The organism is Wolbachia endosymbiont (group A) of Portevinia maculata (assembly GCF_964028525.1).
GTDB lineage: Bacteria > Pseudomonadota > Alphaproteobacteria > Rickettsiales > Anaplasmataceae > Wolbachia.
Genome location: NZ_OZ034786.1, coordinates 522,538 through 543,206, shown reverse-complemented (window position 1 = coordinate 543,206; position 20,669 = coordinate 522,538). Strand labels below are relative to the sequence as shown.

The 20,669-nt window shown below is 36.4% G+C and carries 21 protein-coding genes and 1 pseudogene; 13 read left to right on the top strand and 9 right to left on the bottom strand.

Annotated features, from left to right (window positions below):
- Positions 1 to 308: 308 nt before the first annotated feature.
- The gene (gene coaE / locus ABWU36_RS02760; RefSeq protein ID WP_253307192.1) at positions 309 to 896 is read right to left on the bottom strand and encodes a dephospho-CoA kinase; all 588 of its coding nucleotides are present in this window, start codon (positions 894 to 896) and stop codon (positions 309 to 311) included.
- 166 nt (positions 897 to 1,062) lie between these two features.
- Between coaE and ABWU36_RS02755 the strand changes: the two genes are divergently transcribed.
- The 3 genes from ABWU36_RS02755 to ABWU36_RS02745 all read left to right on the top strand — a co-directional run bounded on the left by ABWU36_RS02755 (position 1,063) and on the right by ABWU36_RS02745 (position 3,564).
- The gene (locus ABWU36_RS02755) at positions 1,063 to 2,466 is read left to right on the top strand and encodes an NAD(P)H-dependent flavin oxidoreductase (protein WP_264688020.1); all 1,404 of its coding nucleotides are present in this window, start codon (positions 1,063 to 1,065) and stop codon (positions 2,464 to 2,466) included.
- An 80-nt stretch (positions 2,467 to 2,546) separates the two neighbouring features.
- On the top strand, positions 2,547 to 3,398 hold the full coding sequence (locus tag ABWU36_RS02750) for a hypothetical protein (RefSeq protein WP_353272969.1): 852 nt from the start codon (positions 2,547 to 2,549) through the stop codon (positions 3,396 to 3,398).
- A gap of 43 nt (positions 3,399 to 3,441) precedes the next feature.
- Positions 3,442 to 3,564: a hypothetical protein gene (locus ABWU36_RS02745; protein ID WP_264688022.1), complete on the top strand. Its 123-nt coding sequence runs from the start codon at positions 3,442 to 3,444 to the stop codon at positions 3,562 to 3,564.
- Between the two features lie 335 nt (positions 3,565 to 3,899).
- On the opposite strand, the pseudogene ABWU36_RS02740 reads toward ABWU36_RS02745, so the two are convergent.
- The 5 genes and pseudogenes from ABWU36_RS02740 to ABWU36_RS02720 all read right to left on the bottom strand — a co-directional run bounded on the left by ABWU36_RS02740 (position 3,900) and on the right by ABWU36_RS02720 (position 8,740).
- Positions 3,900 to 5,007, bottom strand: a pseudogene (locus ABWU36_RS02740) (transposase).
- Between the two features lie 243 nt (positions 5,008 to 5,250).
- Complete coding sequence (gene dxr / locus ABWU36_RS02735; RefSeq protein ID WP_264688023.1) at positions 5,251 to 6,423, bottom strand: 1-deoxy-D-xylulose-5-phosphate reductoisomerase; 1,173 nt, start codon at positions 6,421 to 6,423, stop codon at positions 5,251 to 5,253.
- A 73-nt stretch (positions 6,424 to 6,496) separates the two neighbouring features.
- Positions 6,497 to 6,994 carry a hypothetical protein gene (locus ABWU36_RS02730; protein ID WP_353272968.1) on the bottom strand — a complete coding sequence of 166 codons (498 nt, stop codon included), beginning with the start codon at positions 6,992 to 6,994 and terminating at the stop codon, positions 6,497 to 6,499.
- A gap of 266 nt (positions 6,995 to 7,260) precedes the next feature.
- Positions 7,261 to 7,965, bottom strand: a complete 705-nt coding sequence (locus ABWU36_RS02725; protein ID WP_264688025.1) for an ABC transporter ATP-binding protein — start codon at positions 7,963 to 7,965, stop codon at positions 7,261 to 7,263.
- Entirely contained in the window at positions 7,958 to 8,740 is a 783-nt protein-coding gene (locus ABWU36_RS02720; protein ID WP_264731954.1) for an MlaE family ABC transporter permease, read from the bottom strand. The genes ABWU36_RS02725 and ABWU36_RS02720 overlap by 8 nt, the downstream gene beginning before the upstream one ends.
- Positions 8,741 to 9,071: 331 nt before the next feature.
- On the opposite strand from ABWU36_RS02720, the gene rpmF reads away from it, so the two are divergent.
- The 3 genes from rpmF to ABWU36_RS02705 are packed head-to-tail and all read left to right on the top strand — an operon-like array spanning position 9,072 to position 11,251.
- Positions 9,072 to 9,254: a 50S ribosomal protein L32 gene (gene rpmF, locus ABWU36_RS02715; protein WP_010962967.1), complete on the top strand. Its 183-nt coding sequence runs from the start codon at positions 9,072 to 9,074 to the stop codon at positions 9,252 to 9,254.
- 10 nt (positions 9,255 to 9,264) lie between these two features.
- Positions 9,265 to 10,302 carry a phosphate acyltransferase PlsX gene (gene plsX / locus ABWU36_RS02710; RefSeq protein ID WP_353273212.1) on the top strand — a complete coding sequence of 346 codons (1,038 nt, stop codon included), beginning with the start codon at positions 9,265 to 9,267 and terminating at the stop codon, positions 10,300 to 10,302.
- Positions 10,295 to 11,251 (top strand): beta-ketoacyl-ACP synthase III, encoded by a 957-nt coding sequence (locus tag ABWU36_RS02705; RefSeq protein WP_264688027.1) that lies wholly within the window; start codon positions 10,295 to 10,297, stop codon positions 11,249 to 11,251. The genes plsX and ABWU36_RS02705 overlap by 8 nt, the downstream gene beginning before the upstream one ends.
- A gap of 913 nt (positions 11,252 to 12,164) precedes the next feature.
- On the opposite strand, the gene ABWU36_RS02700 is transcribed toward ABWU36_RS02705, so the two are convergent.
- Complete coding sequence (locus ABWU36_RS02700; protein WP_264688028.1) at positions 12,165 to 12,659, bottom strand: Smr/MutS family protein; 495 nt, start codon at positions 12,657 to 12,659, stop codon at positions 12,165 to 12,167.
- 92 nt (positions 12,660 to 12,751) lie between these two features.
- Between ABWU36_RS02700 and rlmB the strand changes: the two genes are divergently transcribed.
- The 6 genes from rlmB (at position 12,752) to ABWU36_RS02670 (ending at position 16,834) form a co-directional block, all read left to right on the top strand.
- Positions 12,752 to 13,516, top strand: coding sequence for a 23S rRNA (guanosine(2251)-2'-O)-methyltransferase RlmB (rlmB, locus tag ABWU36_RS02695; protein WP_253307272.1), 765 nt, complete (start codon positions 12,752 to 12,754; stop codon positions 13,514 to 13,516).
- Positions 13,517 to 13,596: 80 nt separating this feature from the next.
- The gene (locus ABWU36_RS02690) at positions 13,597 to 14,319 is read left to right on the top strand and encodes a Bax inhibitor-1/YccA family protein (protein ID WP_264688029.1); all 723 of its coding nucleotides are present in this window, start codon (positions 13,597 to 13,599) and stop codon (positions 14,317 to 14,319) included.
- Complete coding sequence (locus tag ABWU36_RS02685; protein WP_253307274.1) at positions 14,320 to 14,856, top strand: cytochrome c oxidase assembly protein; 537 nt, start codon at positions 14,320 to 14,322, stop codon at positions 14,854 to 14,856.
- Between the two features lie 143 nt (positions 14,857 to 14,999).
- Positions 15,000 to 15,314 (top strand): GIY-YIG nuclease family protein, encoded by a 315-nt coding sequence (locus ABWU36_RS02680; protein WP_253307275.1) that lies wholly within the window; start codon positions 15,000 to 15,002, stop codon positions 15,312 to 15,314.
- A gap of 99 nt (positions 15,315 to 15,413) precedes the next feature.
- Positions 15,414 to 16,391 carry a quinone oxidoreductase family protein gene (locus ABWU36_RS02675; RefSeq protein WP_265016719.1) on the top strand — a complete coding sequence of 326 codons (978 nt, stop codon included), beginning with the start codon at positions 15,414 to 15,416 and terminating at the stop codon, positions 16,389 to 16,391.
- Between the two features lie 245 nt (positions 16,392 to 16,636).
- The gene (locus tag ABWU36_RS02670; protein WP_264688032.1) at positions 16,637 to 16,834 is read left to right on the top strand and encodes a hypothetical protein; all 198 of its coding nucleotides are present in this window, start codon (positions 16,637 to 16,639) and stop codon (positions 16,832 to 16,834) included.
- 803 nt (positions 16,835 to 17,637) lie between these two features.
- Here ABWU36_RS02670 and ispH read toward each other — a convergent pair.
- Positions 17,638 to 18,567, bottom strand: a complete 930-nt coding sequence (ispH, locus tag ABWU36_RS02665) for a 4-hydroxy-3-methylbut-2-enyl diphosphate reductase (RefSeq protein WP_253310009.1) — start codon at positions 18,565 to 18,567, stop codon at positions 17,638 to 17,640.
- A gap of 20 nt (positions 18,568 to 18,587) precedes the next feature.
- On the opposite strand from ispH, the gene ABWU36_RS02660 reads away from it, so the two are divergent.
- Positions 18,588 to 20,213, top strand: coding sequence for a peptidoglycan D,D-transpeptidase FtsI family protein (locus ABWU36_RS02660; protein WP_353272967.1), 1,626 nt, complete (start codon positions 18,588 to 18,590; stop codon positions 20,211 to 20,213).
- Between the two features lie 2 nt (positions 20,214 to 20,215).
- Here the strand turns inward: ABWU36_RS02660 and ABWU36_RS02655 are convergent, their stop codons facing one another.
- Positions 20,216 to 20,524 carry a hypothetical protein gene (locus ABWU36_RS02655; RefSeq protein ID WP_253307278.1) on the bottom strand — a complete coding sequence of 103 codons (309 nt, stop codon included), beginning with the start codon at positions 20,522 to 20,524 and terminating at the stop codon, positions 20,216 to 20,218.
- Positions 20,525 to 20,669: the final 145 nt, after the last annotated feature.

Genomic DNA, 20,669 nt, shown 5'->3' with positions numbered 1-20,669 from the left:
GCCGCGGCGGTATGACGGTTCGCGGCAGTATGAAGATAACCTCGTCATCCCGCTGCTTGTTAGCGGGATCTAGAGATACCGCGAATGAATCGCGGTATGACGGTTCGCGGCAGTATGAAGATAACTTCGTCATCCCGCTGCTTGTTAGCGGGATCTATGCTAATACCAATTCTCAATAATAATGAGACAAATGAAAAAGAGTGCTTTCCGCCTATAACTGGAGGTTTAAGTGAATTTATCGTATATTCTATTTGTCTTCCCAATAACGAAGTTTGGTATAAGAGATACCGTGACGGTATGACGTAGAGCTACGTGTTGAGGTTTAATGAATCCACTATTTTTTTTATTTGAGAAAAAACATACTCTTTGCTTACACTGGTGTCGATAATAAAGTCACTCATCTTCCTTTTCTCCTCAATAGATAACTGAACATTGAAGATTAAATTTAGCTTTTCTTTATCTATGTTGCGTTCGTTAAGTCTTTGAGCTTGCACAACGCTATCTGCATAGATAAAAATAATAAGGTCACAGTATGAATGAAATTTTGTTTCTAATAGAAGTGGCACATCTAAAACTAAAAGCTTTCTATCGATCTTTTTTTCCTTGGCAATAAAAAATTCTAATTCACGCAGCACAGCAGAGTGAACCAAAGATTGAAATTGTTTCCAATTTTCATCGTAGGCTAAGAAATATTTAGACAGTACTGTTCTACCTATTTCACCATTTACTACCACTCCAGGAAAATTTTTTTCTGCATAACTTATTATGCTTTTATCCACTTTATAAAGTTGGTGTACAACAGAATCAGCATCAAACACAGCAGCACCAAACTCTTGAAAGCAATTAGCTACAAAGCTCTTTCCTACCCCAATTCCGCCTGTTAGACCTATGATCATATAGCAAAATACATTAGACTTCTTTCGAAACTATATTACAGTAGCTGCTGTGTCTACTCAAAACCCAAATTTGGCTATGCAGAGGCTCTGATGATAAAAGAAAAAATAAACAGCTATTATTTTTTTAGTAATTAAGTAAAATAAAGTGAAAGATTGCGAGGAAGTTTTGAAAAATAAGATAAAAAAGATAGTAATTTCAGGAAAGGAAGTGTGGCCAATCATTGAGGGCGGCAAAGGCATCGCAATCAGTGATGGAAGGTCAAGTGGAGCATTTGCTGCAGCAGATGCTGTGGGTACGTTTTCTGGTGCAAATGCTAAGCTTATTGATGATAATGGTGAGTTAGTGCCGCTGATTTACAAAGGCAAAACAAGAAATGAAAAACACAGTGAATTGATTGAGTATAGTATTAAAGCTGGAATCAGTCAGGCAAAAATAGCGAATGAAATATCAAAAGGTCATGGAAGAATACATATGAATGTGCTTTGGGAGATGGGAGCAGCAGAACGCGTGCTTCATGGCATATTAGAAAAAGCAAAAGGCTTAGTTCATGGTATTACCTGCGGTGCTGGTATGCCTTATAGGCTTGGAGAAATTGCAGCTAAATATCAGGTTTATTATTACCCTATTGTCTCATCGGTGCGTGCTTTTAAAGCATTATGGAAGCGTACTTACCAAAGAATATCTTCCTGTTTGCTTGGTGGAGTAGTGTATGAAGATCCATGGCTTGCTGGAGGGCACAATGGACTCAGTAACAGTGAAGACCCAGAGCTACCACAGGCTCCATTTGAAAGAGTTGCAGAGCTTAGATCTTTCATGAACGAGATCGGTCTTTCAGAAACACCAATTGTTATGGCAGGAGGAGTGTGGCATTTGAAAGATTGGGAACATTGGTTTGACAATCTGCAAATTGGACCAATAGCTTTTCAGTTTGGCACTCGTCCACTTTTGACGAAAGAAAGCCCAATTTCTGCAGAGTGGAAAAAGAAGCTACTCACTTTAGAAGAAGGTGATGTATTTTTAAATAAATTCAGTCCAACAGGGTTTTACTCATCTGCAGTAAAAAATAACTTCATACGTGAGTTGCAGAAACGGAATTCACGTCAAATAAAGTTTTCAGAAAATGCCAGCGAAGAATTTAGTAGTGAATTTGCAATGGGTAGCAGAGGTAGGAAGATCTACCTTACTTCAAAAGACAAAGAGCTGGCAAATACATGGACTAAAGCAGGGTATACAGAAGCAATGAAAACTCCAGATACAACTGTTATTTTTGTGACGCCAGGCAAATTTGCAGAGATAAGACAAGATCAAATCAATTGTATGGGATGCTTAAGTCATTGTTTGTTTAGCAATTGGAAGGATCACGGCGACCATTCAACAGGACGAAAGCCAGATCCACGGAGTTTTTGTATACAAAAAACACTGCAAAACATTATACATGACGGCGATATTGAAAATGAACTCATGTTTTCCGGGCACAATGTGTACAAATTTAAGCAAGATCCGTTTTATGAGAATGGCTACGTACCGACAGTAAAAGAGCTGGTGGAAAGGATATTAACTGGGTATTAAGTTATGGTTGATTTGACAAGAAGACGTTACTTTGTTATAATAAGTATTTATTAATTTAGTCTTAACTTAAGAGGGTATTTATGGTAGCAAGTGATAGTGTTTTAAAAAGGTATGCGTTAGCCTATATAAAAAAATCTGGTAGTAACAGTAATGTTAAAGAGTTTTTACAATTTTGTAATATGCAAAACACCACAAATTGGAGTGAGGAGAATTTTAAAAATGCGTATGAAAAATTTACACATCCAAATTCAAGCAATAGGCACGATACAGGAAGCAGAAATAATCAATATAACGCAGGGAATAACAGGCAACCTACAGGCCCTCAGGTTACACACGTACATGTACACAATGATAGAGGTTTAGATTTTTGGGATTATTTACTACTTCGCAGCCTGTTTGGTGGTCATACTACAGTTATAAATAACCCTGGTTTCAGTAGTGGTAGCCATCAAAGCAGAGAAGATAAGAAAAAAGACTCGGAAGACAGTAGAAAGCTATTAGCTTTAGGTATGGTAGCTGCAGTTGTGTGTGTTGCTTTCCATGCTGGTATGTGTTTTTGGTATAACAGCAGCAGAAAAGCGGCTAGAAAAGAAGAAAAAATAGATTATCTTGATAATAAGCTTAAGATGCTTAGGAATATAGAATTTGCGGTTGGCGCTGTTTCTTTAGCGGCTTTGGTAGCTTGTGCTGTTTATCCAGTGTTACCAGTGTGGGGTTTAGTTATCCTTGGCGTTAATTCTCTCGTATGTTTTGCTGGTGGTTTAGCTTTTCATATGAAGCATGAGAAAGAATCAGATAATATTGAGAAGGCTAAAGAAGCAGTTAGGAATTATGGACCACCTCCTCCTTACTCTCCTCCAAGCGCTCCTCCTTATAGTGAATTTAATAATTCTAATTCGGAACAGCAGTTTGAGAATTATAAGGCGTACTAAACCCACAACTGTACGAACATTGTGATTTGGGCCCATCAGGAGGGTGTCATTCCAGTGCTCCTTTCTCGTCATCCCAGTGCCCAGACACTGGGATCCAGCTAAGTTAGTGAGTGTAAAAGTAGCCAACCTTACGTTAAAACACAACGTTCTTGATGAGATTGCATAAAAACTGGATTCCTTACATCATAGAGGCACTGCCATTATAGAGTAAAATGAGATCCCAGTGTCTGGGCACTGGGATGACAGCTAGCCTGACAACCGTCATCCCGCTACTTGTTAGCGGGATCTAGAGATACCGCGGCGGTATGACGGTTTGCGGTAGTATGAAGTAGTACTGCTGTCGTCCCGCTGCTTGTTAGCTGATGAGATACCGCGGCGGTATGACGGTCTGCGGTGGCATGACGATAACCTCGTCATCCCGCTACTTGTTAGCGGGATCTAGAGATACCGCGGCGGTATGACGAGGGAGAACAGTCAATGGCGTCAACTTAAGAGCATACATTAGCAAACTCTCCTAAAGACATGATGGCGTTTAGGCTTATCTACTTTATCGCGGCTATACAATCTTCCCGGTCGGATCTTAACTTTAGTGCGTATACTTAAAAAGGGCTTGAAAGTTTTTTGGTGCAACAAGCACTTGATTGCCTCATCACACCAAATAAAACTGAAAAATTTCTCAGCAATTTGATCTGGGAAGGCCCTTGTGCATCACACATATGAAGCGATAATATATTGCACATGACCAAGTTTGCCCAAAATTCTTGTAATACAGCCTCTCCAGAAAAATTCTCTAACTCTGCTCCTACTTTGAGTCGTTTATAGCACTCCTCTATGTGCCACCTTAATACATAAGCTTTACTCCAAAGTCTCGATCAAAAACTCTGTTTCTCCGTTGGCTAATGTTAGCTCTTACTTTCTGTCCTTTCATTTTATTTTTTAGCTTTTCATTTTCCAATATAAAATCAAAATCTAATTCGCCAGCGTTCCCATAGCTTGCTATAATTTCTTTTTTGCAAGCGAAAAATAAAATCTACTTCCAAATCATCATGCTGCTGAATGAATTTTACTGAAGACGATCATAGATAAATAATAATTTCTCTTGATTTAATGAACGCATTTGAGTGATAACTTCGGGTAATTGCTCTTCCGCCAACGTTTGTTCACCTATATTCCAAGCCGTAAAACGAGCACTACAAATCAGCGAAGTACACAAATCAACAAACAAATTGCCAATGGTGCCTGTTGTTCCATTTGGTTCAAACTCGGATACAATTTCCTCAGAGCTGAATACCAGAACCATCTGCTGCAATAAGTCTATAGCCTCTCCAACTCAGGTTCATCCTGATAGGCTGTTTGGATGCTTAAATTCTTGAAAGCCTGTATGGCAAATCTTATACCTTGCTTTAGAAAAAGCTTGCTTTGAGGGTACATGTCAATGGCTCCATAAGTTCACATTCTATTCCCAAACTTTTTTTAACTAACTATAGAAAATACTGTCGAAAAAAGAAGTTTTCTTGTTCGTGTAAAACTCAACACAATGGATTTTCTGAAAAGTTTTCGAGTATATTGCATTTTTAATTTGTAAGATAAGATCTTTTCCTTTTTGCATGCCTCACCTAAAAATGACACATTTTAAACTTTTTTGTTGCAATAAAATAGAAACAAAAGTGCTGTCTCTTGTAGTATTTTACTCCTTAACATCCCTTAAGTTGATGCCATTGCCTGAACGGATACAATTATTCAACCATATTTTTGAAGATAGCTAGTTTCTGTATTTATTTTAAATTGAAGAAAGCTCAAATGAAAGATCGTGTTTTGCTAAAATCACAGAATGCAGTCTGGTTACATTACTCTAGCTATACGCAACAACTTTACTTTCAACAATTTTATTAGCAATAATACGACTTTCACAATCAATATTTATTATATCAGATAGTGAATTAATATCAGTGTAACTATCAAAACTTTCCATTGTTGATTCCACTACCTCTACTATTTTTAAAAAGCCAATTCGTGACTTCAAAAATTCATTAACAGCTATTTCATTTGCAGTATTGAGCACAATACTGTTTGTTTGTGGAGCAGAAGAGTTTAACACTGCCATGCTAAGCTTTAGCGCAGGAAAACGCTTATGGTCTGGTTCTTGAAAGGTCAATTTTCCTTGCTTTGTTAAATCTAATTTACGATTTAAAGCTGATCTTTCCGGCCAAGACAAAGCATATGAAATAGGAATTGCCATGTCAGTTTCTGCAAGCACAGCAAAGTTGAACCCATCCTTATAAGTTACAATTCCATGTACTATTGACTCAGGATGCACTATTGCTTCAATTTTATCCGGGCTGATGTTAAACAAGTTATGTGCTTCTATTATCTCTAGTGCCTTATTCATCATTGTTGCACTATCAACTGAGATTTTCCTTCCCATATTCCAAGTGGGGTGACTAAGCGCCTGATCTACCGTGACATTTCTTAATTGCTCAGAACTATAGTTTAAGAATGGTCCACCAGAAACAGTAAGTATGATCTTTTCTACGCATTTGTCGTCATTTTGCAAAACTTGAAAAATTGCGTTGTGTTCAGAGTCAATAGGGATTATTTGTACGTTTTTTTCTTTAGCTTTTTTAAGTAATAACTTTCCACCGCAAACAATGCTTTCTTTGTTCGCTAGTGCAATGACTTTAGTGCCACTTTCTATGACTTCTATAACTGGCCCAAGGCCTGCGATACCAACTATTGCAATAACTGAGAGATCAACGGGTAGGGAAGCAACATTTACTAGACCTTCAGCGCCAATTGCTATTTTTACATCTGTACCAAGTAGGTTTTCTCTTAAATCTTTGTAAAACCTTTCATCGGAGATAGCAACGTATTTTGCATTCAGCAGTTTTGCTTGGTGTGCCAGTAGAGCAAAGTCTGAGTGGGCACTTAGTGCTTCCACTTGGTATTCTTCTTTTCTCCTTGAGAGCAAATCTACAGTCTTTTTTCCAACACTTCCTGTTGATCCTAAAACTGAAACCTTTTTCACTAAGACAAACTCACAACAATAGCAACTTTTCTTATTAGGTCTTCTCGCATACTATTCAGCAGTTTTTAAGCGTTTAACCAAGTTCATGTCCGTGGTCATCGCCAACAGATGGTGAAGGACCAGGTGAAAAAGATTGACCACGGTGATCACCTGCATCATGCATGTCTTGCAAACCATCAGCATTATGAGCTATTTCATTATTGGCATGAGGGTAATCATCTGAGTGAGGTCCCTCATCACCATGAGCCATATCCATTCCTTCTGATGGCATATCTTCCCCACCTCCACCTGAAAAATGTTCTCCAAGGCTTTCAAGAAATTTTATGCCAAACATATTACCTGATTTTCCAAACAGTGTTACTAAACTACTGCCACTTACCAAACTTTCAAACACGTTACTATAAGCAGCAATTGCTCCTTCATGAAAGTTGAACAACCATTTCATTCCATCCACGACTGTTGAAACAGAGTCGCTATGACCAAGACCAAAACCACTTTTCTCACCAGCAGCCTCTTGGTGTTGCTGCTGCGCTTGCCATTCTGCAATATTTGGACCTTGAGCTTCACTCATAAATTTTTACTCTCAACCTTAAGCTATTATTTTATCACAAATATTGCAAAATATCAATAGAGCTTTTGAATATAGCTAATACAAACAATTTCTGTCATCCTATATATAGCTAAACTGACTTACGACAATTTGAAAAACGACAAATTCGTCATTCCGCTACTAGTTAGCGGAATCTATGCCGAGATACCGCGAATGAATCGCGGTATGACGTGTTGCTTGGGTCAGCTATAGGATCCAGTTTGAAAAAATCCGAATTCCAATGTCTGCTACCTTATATAACGAATGAATTTCTTTATATATTCGTTATTAGTATTTTGTATTTCCTGAACAGTTCCATGGGAAATGATCTCCCCTTCATGTAATACTGCTATTTTATCAGCTATTTTAAATGCGCTATGAATATCATGTGTAATCGTGATAATTGTAGTGTTAAGATCTTTAGATAATTTTATTATTATCTCGTTTACTATATCTGACATAATTGGGTCCAATCCTGAAGTTGGCTCATCTAATACGATGATTTCTGGATTGTGTGCAATCGCCCTTGCAAGTGCTACTCTTTTTTTCATTCCACCTGATAGCTCTATTGGAAACATATCTGCTATGCTTTCCTCCAGTCCAACATCATTTAACTTCTCGATTGCTAGCTGTTTTGCCTCCTTTTTGCTGATATTAAAGCGCTTTTTATAATTAAAAGATATATTTTCCCACACTGTAACGTAGTCAAATAAAGCGGAATTTTGAAATAAAACCCCAAATTTATTTTTGCTTTTACTATTTATTTTAACAGACCCTGAGTCTGGAGCAAGCAAGCCGATAATTGTTTTTGTTAGTACAGATTTGCCGCTTCCTGAGCCGCCAAGTATGACTAATGATTCCCCTTTTAATATATCGAAACTTAGATCTTTTAGTACTGTCCTATCATCAAAAGATAAGCTTAAGTTCAATATTGATATTATGGGGTTACGCATGTATCAAAGTAATCATGTAGTTTGCTAAAATGATCAGTATGGACGATAAAACAACAGTTGATGTTGTAGCAACACCTACTCCTCGTGCACCTTCTTTGCAATGATAACCGTAATAGCAACTTGAGACAGAAATTATGGCGCCAAAAGCAATTGCTTTTATTAGCCCAACAATAAAATCGTACATATTAAAGAACTGAGCTGTGTATTTAATGTATATATTTAAATTGTGGTTAAATTCGAAGACTGCAGTGATACATCCTCCAAATATTCCTATTAGATCTGCACATACTGTAAGTATGGGAAATACTATGATTGACGCTAAAATCCTTGGTGCAATTAAATACTTGAAAGGGTTGATGTTCAAAGTTGTAAGGGCATCTATTTGCTCGGTGATGCGCATTGTACCAATTTCTGCTGCAATTGATGATCCAACCTTCCCTACCATTATTAAGCTGATCAAAACTGGTCCTAACTCTTTAATGATAGTGATCGTAACAAGTTTGGGTATTATCTGCTCTTGGTTAATTAATGAGTCACTCAAGCTGCTTTGTAAAACTATCGCCGCTCCTATAAAAACTCCAGTGAGCCCAACAATTGGCAGAGAGAAAAAGCCTATCTCTATAATTTGTTTTGCTACGTTGCTAAAATAATATGGTGGCACAAAGCAGTGGTATAGAGATTGAATAAAAAATATGAATGCACTACCAAGCCTTAACAAAAAATTGATAAAGTACCTACCAATTATTCTAACACTATTTATATCAAAAAAGCTCACTTTGTATTCATTTTAGCTAGAGGTTAGTCTTACTGATTTTATTAAAATTTTTATTAACTTTATCGCAAAGTATAGCTGAGATATGTTTTAAGTTCAACATACTTGATGTTTTAATTTAAAGCTTAACCCAAGAAAGGTTTCTCTACGTCATACCGCCGCGGCGCTAACTAGTAGCGGAATGACGGTTTTTCAAATTGTAGGTAAACCTAAGCCACTTTAGCTATAGGACTCAATTACATAAGCAAACCTTACTTATTTTATTATCCCTGTTTACTTCTTGTAAAAAACATGTTATTAATGAATTGAATTTTGTAGTAGAATGGAGGAAGTTTTGGCAGTTCCAAAAAGAAAAAAGTCGAAGTCAAGGCGTAATATGCATCGTTCTCATCATGCTATTGAGCCTAAGAATGTTGTGGTATGTTCAACAACTGGAGAATTCATGTTGCCTCACAATGTAGCAGTAGATGGCAGTTACAAAGGAAAACGAGTTTTCATTAAGCAACAGGCAGAATGACTATTATGGTATGTTACCTACGGTCAATAATCACATAGTTATTGCACTTGACGCTATGGGGGGCGATTTTGCGCCTCTTTCCGTAATTCAGGGTGCTGGTTTTTTTTTGGATAATCTTGTTGACCCAGGCATTAAAGTTCTTTTTCATATTTATGGAGATAAGGAAAAAGTATCTCCTTTGCTTTTGAAATATAAAAAAGTAAGTAACAATTCTGAGTTTACTCATTGTTCTGACAATGTCCTTGCAAATGATAAGCCATCTTTTGCGCTGAGACATCGTAAAGACTCAAGTATGAAAGCTGCAATTGTTGCAGTGAAAGAAGGTAAAGCTTTCGGAGTGGTATCTTCAGGCAACACCGGGGCGTTGATGGCAATTTCCAGATTTATTTTAGGAACATTACCAAATATTTATCGTCCTGCTATTGTCTCTATCTGTCCAACTAAGACAAAAAGCTTCGCTTTGCTTGATCTTGGTGCAAATGTCGATTGTAATGCCGATTCGTTATTCCAATTTGCATTAATGGGAAGTATATTTGCAAAAGTAGCGCTAAAAATTGACAATCCTGAGGTTGCTTTGCTAAATATCGGTACAGAAGAAGTTAAAGGTAATGACTCAGTGCGCGGCGCTTTTGAGTTGCTTAAAAACGCTCCAGGCATTAATTTCAAAGGGTATATAGAGGCAAGTGAATTTTTAGAGGGTAATATAGATGTGATTGTTGCTGATGGTTTTGTTGGCAATGTAATGCTCAAAACAGCTGAGGCAACCGCTAGTACTTTTATCAATCTAATAAAGCAGGAAGTATTCAACTCGTGGATAGCGAAAATGCTTATTGGTATATTGTTAAAATCTAAACTAAATAAAGCATTAACGCGTTTTAATCCCAAAATTAGAAGTGGAGCTATGTTTTTAGGGCTGAATGGTATCATCATTAAAAGTCATGGAAATTCTGATGCTATTTCTTTTGCCCATGCTATAAAATTTGCAGTAAATGCAATTAGTGAAAATTTAAATCAAAAGATAATTAGCGGGGTAAGTCATATTGAATAAAAGTTTCATATTAAGCACTGGATCTTATCTACCAAGAAAAACGTTGAGTAACAACGAAATTGCATCGATAGTTGAGACAAGCGATAAATGGATAAGGCAGAGAACAGGAATAGTTCAAAGGCATATAGCAGATGAAGGAGAATTAACGTCAGATCTAGCTGTAAATGCAGCAAAAAGTGCTATAGAAAAAGCTAAAATTTCAGTAGATGAAATTGACTTGATTATAGTTGCAACAACAACGCCTGATAAAACTTTGCCTAGCTGTGCAACGATTGTACAAAGTAAGTTAAAATGTAAAAACGCATTTTCTTTTGATGTACAAGCAGCATGCTCTGGTTTTATATATGCAGTTACAGTTGCTGATTCGCTCATAAAATCTAACAATAGAATTAAATATGCGCTCGTTATTGGTGCTGAAATAATGTCTAGGATTGTTGACTGGGAAGATAGGTCAACTTGTGTACTCTTTGGTGATGGTGCTGGTGCAGTGATAATAAAATCGGAAATGGGTAGCAGCGTCATCATATCAACAAACTTACACTCTGATGGCAATGTGGACATATTATGTACGAACGGAGGGGTATCCTCTACTGATGATTCTGGAAAAATATGCATGAATGGAAGAGAAGTGTTTAAACATGCAGTGGATAAGTTAACAGCCTCAGTAGAGGAAACACTAAGATGCAATAATTTGAAAATCACTGATATTGACTGGTTAATTCCCCATCAAGCAAACATTCGTATTATTGAAGCAGTAGTAAAGAAATTAGATTTTCCTATAGAGAAAGTGATTAATACCGTTGATAAGCATGCAAACACCTCAGCAGCGTCAATTCCACTGGCCTTAGACTATGCAATACAAGAATCAAAAATAAAATCAGGAAATCTGGTACTGCTGATTGCAATAGGTGCAGGTCTCACATGGGGTTCCGTGTTGCTGCGCTATTAGACTTCTTGCATTACCTCCTGTTACCCAACTCGTAGAACATCACACCATAGGGCACAGCATAACTGTATGAACATTGTGATTTGAGTCCACCAGATCTAAGTAGCTTGACTACTTGATTGGATGCTGAGTTGGTGAGTATAAAAGTATAGCTAACGCTGTCATACCGCCCACAACTGTACGAACATTGTGATTTGGTCCCATCAGGAGGGTGTCATCCGAGTAGCTTGACTACTTGGATCCAGGAATTTTAATTGTAAGTAAGCATACTGAGTTGATAAGTATAAAAGTAGCTAGAAAATAAACATTTTTGATGAGATTATATGGAAAACTGGATCCCAGTGTCTGGGCACTGGGATGACAGCAGTCCTACGTCATAACGCAATTCATTCCTACGTCATAACGCGATTCATTCGCGGTATCTCTTAACATAGATCCCGCTAACAAGCAGCGGGATGACACCTCTCTTGGGCTCTTTTAGCTACAAACATTAAGAAATTTACCAAATAAAAAAAAAGGCAAAGAACTCCCGTGGTGCGAGTTTTGACTCTATATTACTGTAAGTGGCGCTGTAATAATGTGCTGACGCTTAGTTTAAGCGCGTTTTGGCTGAATGTAGAAAAAATTTAAAAGACATGCAGCCGCTATAATTTTATGTAATCCGCCAAAAAATACCCTAAGTTTTTTACTGAATTTTGTCATTGAGCCTGCAGGTCAAAAACAAGTTTTGAGTCATAAATACCCTTATTGTCATAATAAGGGGGCTGGCGGAGTTTGTCAAGGAAGTTTTTTCGTTTCTGCGGGCTACTTGAATAACGGCTACAATGTTTGTACAATTGTGCGTAACGCGCTGCCGAACACTGGTTTTTATATGGCTATATAAGAAAAATTAAGGCTTAAAAGGAAACTTAAGCAGCTAATAGGGCCTAAGCCTTTTTAATAAAACATAAAAAGCCCCTTTACCACCATGTTTTTTCGTAGCTTGCTGGTAGTATAGAACCATATGCTGGATTTTAGTATCATTTAACCACTTATTTAAGTTATTCTTTATAGTGTCTGTTTTATTTGTTGCACTGCCGTATCCCGTAATTACCAATAAACATCTATTTCCTGCTCGATAATTTTTGATAATAAAATCTATCAATTTACAGTAAGCATCCTCTATACTATAGCCGTGCAAATCGAGCTTATCGCTTATAAAATATTTACCCCTATCAACTTTTGATTTTGTGTTTTGGTCAAGACAAAATGATGAGTTACCATTATTGGTATTAAGAAAATTCCTTTGTAAGTCGGAGGTACCTTTATCAACCATAGACTTTATATTTACTTTATGATTAACTTTTAAAGTAACTTTTCCACATTCTATTGGCTTAACATTTTTTTGCCAATCCAACTCATCGTCCGACATAAACGCATTAATCGAATTGTATAATTTTACAACAATATCCAAACATAGTAAAATGTTGCTTATTCTATAAAAATCAGATTTTCGATAATACGATGAAATCGTCAAAAACTAATGAGAATTTTTGGCTGTATGGAAAGCACACCTGCATGTCAGCACTGAAGAATAAAAATAGGCGGTGTATAGAACTATTAGCAACAGAAAATTTCTATAGAGAACACGAAAAAGAAATTAGGCAATGTGCAAATAGTAAGGGCATTAAAGTTCGATTAGTAGAAAACAAAATACTTAATGACGTTTTATCTAAAGGTGCTAACCATCAAGGAATTGCTTTAAATGTTGCCCCTATTCTTTGTAACTTAAGCATCGAAGAAGTAGCTGAAAGCTCAAACGACAGCTCTACTATAGTCATTTTAGATCAAGTCACTGACACGCACAATATTGGGTCAATTTTAAGAACTTCAGCTTGTTTTAATGTCAACGCATTGGTTTTACCACATAACCACTCACCGAGTGAAAATGCATCTATTGCAAAAGCAGCAAGTGGAGCTTTAGATATTGTTCCGCTAATATACGTTACAAATATAGTAAAAACTATGCAGTATTTAAAAAAGGTCGGCTACTGGTGTTACGGGTTTGATTGCAATGCTAAAGAAAATATAGATGAAATAAAGAGCTTTGAGAAAAAAAGAGTAATCATTTTTGGTTCTGAAGAGAAAGGAATGCGGAGGTTAGTTAAAGAAAATTGTGATTATCTTTTAAAAATCCCAATGTCAAACGTAATTGACAGCTTAAATGTTTCAAATGCAGCAGCAATAGGCCTATATTCTATTTATATTAAAACAAATGCCAGCGCATAACTGTTTATAATAAAAATACTTGATAAAAATGTGGTTTTATATTATAATGTGTTAAATAGTGGACAAAAGGAGTTGTATTTATGTCTTACATGAGAAATGAACAGGATATCCGCTCTCAGGGCGTTTATTATAGCGCTGGGCTCAGAAGTTACCTAACTAAAGTATATAATTACATGGCTTTAGCTTTAGGCGTTACAGGGCTTGTTGCGTTTCTAACGGTATTTTCTGGTCTTTTTCAGGTAATTCATTCTAATCCTGTTCTGTCGCTTGTGATAATATTCTCTCCAGCTGCATTGGTGATCTATATGCGGTATAGAATTCAACACCTAAGTGCTCAGTCTGCCGTTACTATATTTTTCTCGTTCTCAGTGTTAATGGGGCTTTCCTTATCTTATATTTTTATAGTTTATACTGCAGAAAATATAGCAAGAGCGTTTTTCATTACATCAATTATGTTTGGCTCTATGGCTTTATATGGTAATACCACAAAAAGAGATCTTACAAGTATGGGCTCTTTCTTGATTATGGGAGTCTTGGGGATAATTATAGCATCCATAGTAAATTTATTCCTTGGAAGTAGTCCTCTCTACTTTGCAATATCGTTCATATCAGTAATAGTCTTTACCTTAATGACTGCGTATGATGCTCAAAGAATCAAGGACGTTTATTATAAATATAACGACGGATCAGAAGTCGCTACTACTAAATTGGCAATACTGGGTGCAACTGATCTTTATTTTAACTTTATTAACATATTTCTCAATCTACTCAGGTTACTTAACTTGTTCAATAATAGGGACTAGATGTTTTCCTTTTTAAGGAAAGGTAGTAAGAATTCTATAGTTTTCTTTTTAATATCTTTAGTCGTGTTGATGCTATGTCTTGCATATGCATCGGTGCCACTATATAGCATTTTCTGTAAAGCTACCGGGTATGGTGGCACAACAAGAAAAGTAACTAATGCAACAATAAGTGCAACTGACCAAAAAATCAGGGTCCACTTCAATGCTGATATAATGTCCGATCTACCTTGGGAATTTAAATCAGAAACTAACTACGTTGACGTAAACATAGGAGAACAAAGTTTAGCATTTTATTACGCAAAAAATCTATCTGATCATCTTTCATTTGGTATGGCAGTATATAACGTTACGCCTTTCAAAGCAGGTAAGTATTTTAATAAAGTTGCATGCTTTTGTTTTGAAGAACAAATGTTGCTACCAAAACAAAAAGCTGCTATGCCCGTATCTTTCTATATAGATCCTGAGATAATGCTTGATAGTAATACAAAAGATTTGAGCGAAATAACACTATCATACACGTTTTTTAAGCTTAAGTAACAAACTTTTTCCTATTGTCATCCAAAGCTGAAAGAAGGTATCCGTTCAGGATAGCGGCAAGGTAGTATAACCATAGAGTAAAAGTGAGTTTACAACAAATGGTGTCATCCCAGTGCTTGACACTGGGATCCAGGTTACTATATATGAAAAGTTATTATGTTTATATACTTGCAAGTGAACGAAATGGAACCCTGTATATAGGTATAACATCAAATTTAATTAAACGAATTTGGGAGCATAAAAGCAAAGCCATTTCCGGTTTCACGTCAAAGTACAATGTTAGTAAATTAGTCTACTTTGAGGAGTTTCAAGACATAAATTTAGCAATTAGTAAAGAAAAGCTTCTAAAAAGCTGGCAGAGAAAATGGAAAATAAACTTAATTGAAAAAACAAATCAAGAATGGAAAGATTTATATGATGAAATCGTATCTGGATTCCAGCGTCACGCGCTGGAATGACAGGAGGTAACGCAAGAAGTCTATTGATTGTGAAAACAATAACTTTGCAAAATATTAATTATTAGATAACATAATCAAAGTTTTTATCTTACATTCATCATGGTTAGAGCTATACAAATTAAAAAAACTGGGGGGCCAGAAGTATTAGAATTTGTAGATAAGAATATAAGTGAGCCAAAAGGCGAGGAAGTTTTAGTACGTCACACAACTATCGGCTTAAATCGTTATGATTTAGAGCACAGAAAAGGTACACGCAAAATTAAAAATTTACCATCAGTGCTTGGAGTGGAAGCAGTTGGGGTTATTGAAAAACTTGGTAAAAAAATCAGTGATGGATTCAAAGTTGGAGACAGAGTTGGATATTGCACAGCTCCTCCAGGGGCATATTGTGAAAAGCGCATTATACACCAGAAATATCTGATAAAAATTCCAGATGACATATCTGATGAAGTTGCTGCTGCAGTGCTGTTTAAAGGTATGACAGCTCACTATTTAGTTAATCAATCTTATAAAGTTAGGCCTGGTGCTTTCGTGCTAGTTCATGGGGCTAATGGTGGTTTAGGACAAATAATATGCCAATGGGCAAAGGATAAAAAAGGTGTAGTGATAGGCTCTGTAAGCTCTGATGAAAAAATGAAGACAGCTTTACAAAGTGGCTGTACATACGCAATAAACTACAATGATAAAGACTTCGTTTCTAAAATTATGGAGATTACGCAAAACAGAGGAGTAGGTGCAGTGTATGACCCCATAGGTTACGCTACAAGCAAGCTCTCTTTTGAATCTTTAGGCAGGTTCGGCATATACGTTTCCTATGGGCAGATATCAGGTAACGCTCCTATTAGTTTTTCTTTACTTAGTTCACGTTCGTTATTTGCAACTGGAACCTCAATATACCATTATAAGCATGATAGATTCACATTAGTGCTTACCACAATGGAAATCTTCGAGATGATAAGAAAAAAACTTTTAACTGTACGGATCAATAAAAAATATAAATTTGATGAAATAATTCAAGCCCATCGTGATATGGAAAATAGAAAAGTAAGTGGGTTAAATATTATTAAAATCTCTTAAATAAATTAGTAATTTAAACTAACCATTCATTAAATCATATCAACTAGAATTTCACATATTTAATTCTCCTTTTGGGGAAATTAAAAGCATATAGCTAAACTGACTTAGGCTTACCGACGATTTAAAAAACCATCATTCCGCTACTCGTTAGCGGAATCTATGCTGAGATACCGCGAATAGACTTCTTGCATAACCCAAATTAAGTAGAAAAAGGTATCATCCGAGTAGCTGACACTGGTTCCTTTATGACGGCAGTAGCCCCTTCTCCTGTCATCCCAGTGCCCAGATACTGGGATCCAGTTTCACCTTATGATGGTGTCATGAAAGTAGCTGACACTGGTTTCCATCCAAGACGGTGTCATTCCAGTCTGGAATCCAGAAAAAAGAATGGTGTCATCCCAGTGCCCAGACACTGGGATCCAGGAATTTTATTAAGTTGGTAAGCATAAAAATAGATGTTTTACGTTAAAATACAACGTTTTCGATGAGATTATATGGAAAACTGGATCCCAGTGTCAAGCACTGGGATGACAAAAAAAGGAGTACTGGAATGACAGCAGTCCTACGTCATACCGCGATTCATTCGCGGTATCTCAGCCGCTAACTGTTCTCCCTCGTCATACCGTCACGGTATCTCTAGATCCCGCTAACAAGCAGCGGGATGACGATTGTCGTTTAGCTATAAATATTTAAGAAATTTACCAAACGGAAAAAAAGGCAAAAGAAGCCCCGGTTAATATCTATTTTCAGTATTGGCGTTTTTTAAGTCTTAAACACTGCAATTTGGCTGCTTTTAAATGCAACTCACCTTATCTCAAATGTTTAAGAAATTTACTAAGCAGAAAAAAAGGCAAAAGAAATCCCGTGGTAATTAGTGTTCACTCTCTAATTCTTCAAATTGGCGTACTATACTGTCTTAAACGACTTATAAGCGCGTTTCAGCTTATATAGGTAAAAACCCAGAATATTGTGAAGACATAAGGTGCACATAGTGCAAAAAATTAAAAATAAGACGCCAACTACGTTGTTTTTTTGCTGTTTAATCTGCACAGATGAAGATAACTGAATACCTTCAGTTTCATGATAAGGGGGCTGGCGGAGTTTGTCAAGTAAGTTTTTCGTTTCTATTCCCAATAAAAGTTTGTTATAAGGTTATGCAAGAAGTCTAATGAATCGCGGTATGACGTCTTAGCTATAGATGCTGATTTGTGTGATTTCAAGAGAAGCTTAGTAGATAAGTTGTGTTTTAAACCAAATTCGGTATTTTAAACTGAACATTTTCAATAATACCACCTGGCATCACTGAAATTTTTACACTCAGGTTTACTTTTAGGTAGTCCATTAATTCATCAACCAATATGTCAGGAGCAGAAGCACCTGCAGTGATTCCTATCTTTTCTACGCCATGAAACCAGCTTTTATTCACACAGCTGTAATTATCAATTAAGTAGGCTCTTTTTCCTCTGGCAGTGCACAGATCTAATAAGCGGTTTGAATTTGAGCTATTTTTACTTCCTACAACTAACACCATGTCTACAATTTCAGCTAGCTTTTTAACAGCATTTTGTCTGTTTTGCGTTGCATAGCATATGTCCTTTAAATCTGGACCTGTTATGCTTGGAAACCTGAGCTTCAGGGCAACAATAATTTCACGGGTATCGTCGATGCTTAACGTGGTTTGTGTAACATAAGATAAATTATCTGGATCTTTAACTTTTAAATTGCGTACGTCCTGCACAGTTTGCACTAAAATGATAGGATTATTTACTCTTCCTCTAATTCCCTTAACTTCTGGATGGTTTTCATGCCCAATGAGAATTAGTTCTTTACCACCGTTTTCATACCTTTTTGCCTCTTTATGCACTTTGCTGACTAAAGGACATGTTGCATCAATCACTTGAATACCCTTTCTTTTTGCCTCATCTTCTATATTTTTTGACACTCCGTGCGCGCTGAAGATCAGTATTCCTCCATTATCTTCAATTTCCTCGATACTGTTCACAAAAACCACTCCTTGTCTCTTAAAGTCCTCTACTATATATTTATTGTGAACAATTTCGTGTAGCACATAAACTTGGCACTTGTTTTTGTATTTTTCTAAAGTAATAGCTAATATGTCCACAGCTCTTTTTACCCCGGCACAAAAACCTCGCGGCTCAGCTAAGATAATTTCCATTTTTGTCAAATCAAGTAAATATGCAAGCATTACTTAAAAATAAGCTCCGCTCACTGTGTTTTATAGTACCATTATTTACGTTTTATATAATAATTATTTTTCGCATATTCTCTTTAACATTTGATCAACCTACTACTTCAGAAAATTTTAGAAAAGATAATACAGTATATAAACAACCTGATATTTTAGATAGAAATGGAGTGGTAATAGCAACAAATGTGCCCACAACATCACTATATACAGATGCAACCAAAGTAAAGAATCCGGAAAGTATAGCAGCACAACTGTGTTCTATTTTGAATGATCTTGAATACGAGAATTCATATAGAGTACTTACTTCAAAAAAGAAATTTGCTTGGGTAAAGCGGCACTTGACTCCAAAAGAACTGTTAGCAATAAAAAATGCCGGCGTGCCAGGAATAAACTTCTATAACGATGTAAAACGTATATATCCTCACAGTAATTTATTTTCACACGTGCTTGGTTACACTGACATAGATGGCAACGGTATTGCAGGAGTTGAGGCATATATAAGTAAAAACAAACAACATTCTGTTATCCAAGTAGCTGACACTGGGGTCCAAAAAAAAAATACGTGGATTCCAGCATTACGCGCTGGAATAACACCTTACCAGGGTATTCAACTATCCTTAGATACACGAGTGCAAAGCATAGTGCATGAAGAGCTAACTAAAGCTGTAAGCAGATATCAGGCACTCGGCGGAGTAGGAATTGTTTTAAATGTGAGAAATAGTGAAGTCATCTCAATGGTCAGTCTGCCTGATTTTAACCCCAACCTACAGAATAAGGCAGAAGACGTACAAAAGTTTAATCGCGCCAGTCTTGGGGTGTATGAGATGGGGTCGGTATTAAAATTCTTTACAATAGCCGCAGCGCTTGATGCAAACGTTGTAAAAATTGATGATTTATATGACGTGTCAAAGCCAATCACTATTGGGAAATATAAAATTTATGATCTTCATGAATTTAAGATTCCGGAAATCACTGTGCGAGATATATTTGTGAAATCATCCAACATTGGTGCAGCAAAAATTGCAGTTAAATTAGGTATTGAAAAACAAGTAGAATACTTTAAAGCTATGAAGCTATTTTCTCCTTTGAAAATAGAAATACCAGAAAAATCTACACCGATAATCCCGGATAAATGGAGTGAAAACACTTTAATAACAGCATCTTATGGTTATGGCATAGCTATAACTCCTATACATCTTGCACAAACTGCAGCAGCATTAATCAACAATGGGGTATTTCATAACGCAACCTTGATGTTGAATAAGAGAAGTATAGGAGAGCAAATTATCTCAAGAAGAACTTCCAGGGAAATGAGAAAATTATTACGCGCAGCAGTAACGGATGGCACTGGCAGCAGAGCAAAAATAAAGGCATATTCAATAGGGGGAAAGACTGGATCGGCGGAAAAAGTTGTAGATGGTAAATATAGCAAAGATGCAAACATAGCGTCATTTATAGGAGTGCTAACCATGCTTGACCCAAGGTATATAGTGCTAATTGCTATTGATGAACCTCAAGGGATACACCATACCGGGGGAATAATTGCTGCGCCTATAGTAAAGAACATTATAAATAGAATAGCACCTATACTAAATGTTACACCTGAGATGTAAAATTATGATTGCTTTACTATAACTTCAAATCTATCATTACCAAAATTCTTATTAATATACCAAGAACCATCATCTTTAGTTACAAATTCAAGACCTTTAAGGTCTCTTTCTATTGTCTTTCCATTTTGACCATCAATAGCGATATTAATATCGAATGTAATAACGTCTAGATTTATCATAGCTTCTTTCCCGCTGCACGAATTTAGACTGAACTTGCCTAACATAACATCATTAAAACTCACTTCCCCTGTATAGACATCACACTGACCGTCCATACAACACGTAGTTTCAATATAGAAAAGGTCTGACATATAAAATACCTTACGTTTATAAAAAAAGAGCTAAATATATATAGCTAGTGCAGCCCTACGCCATACCACTAACAAGTAATAGTCAGTAAACCTAGGTCTCTTAGCTATATAACCATAATACAGCTAGGAATGTAAAGTTCAACAG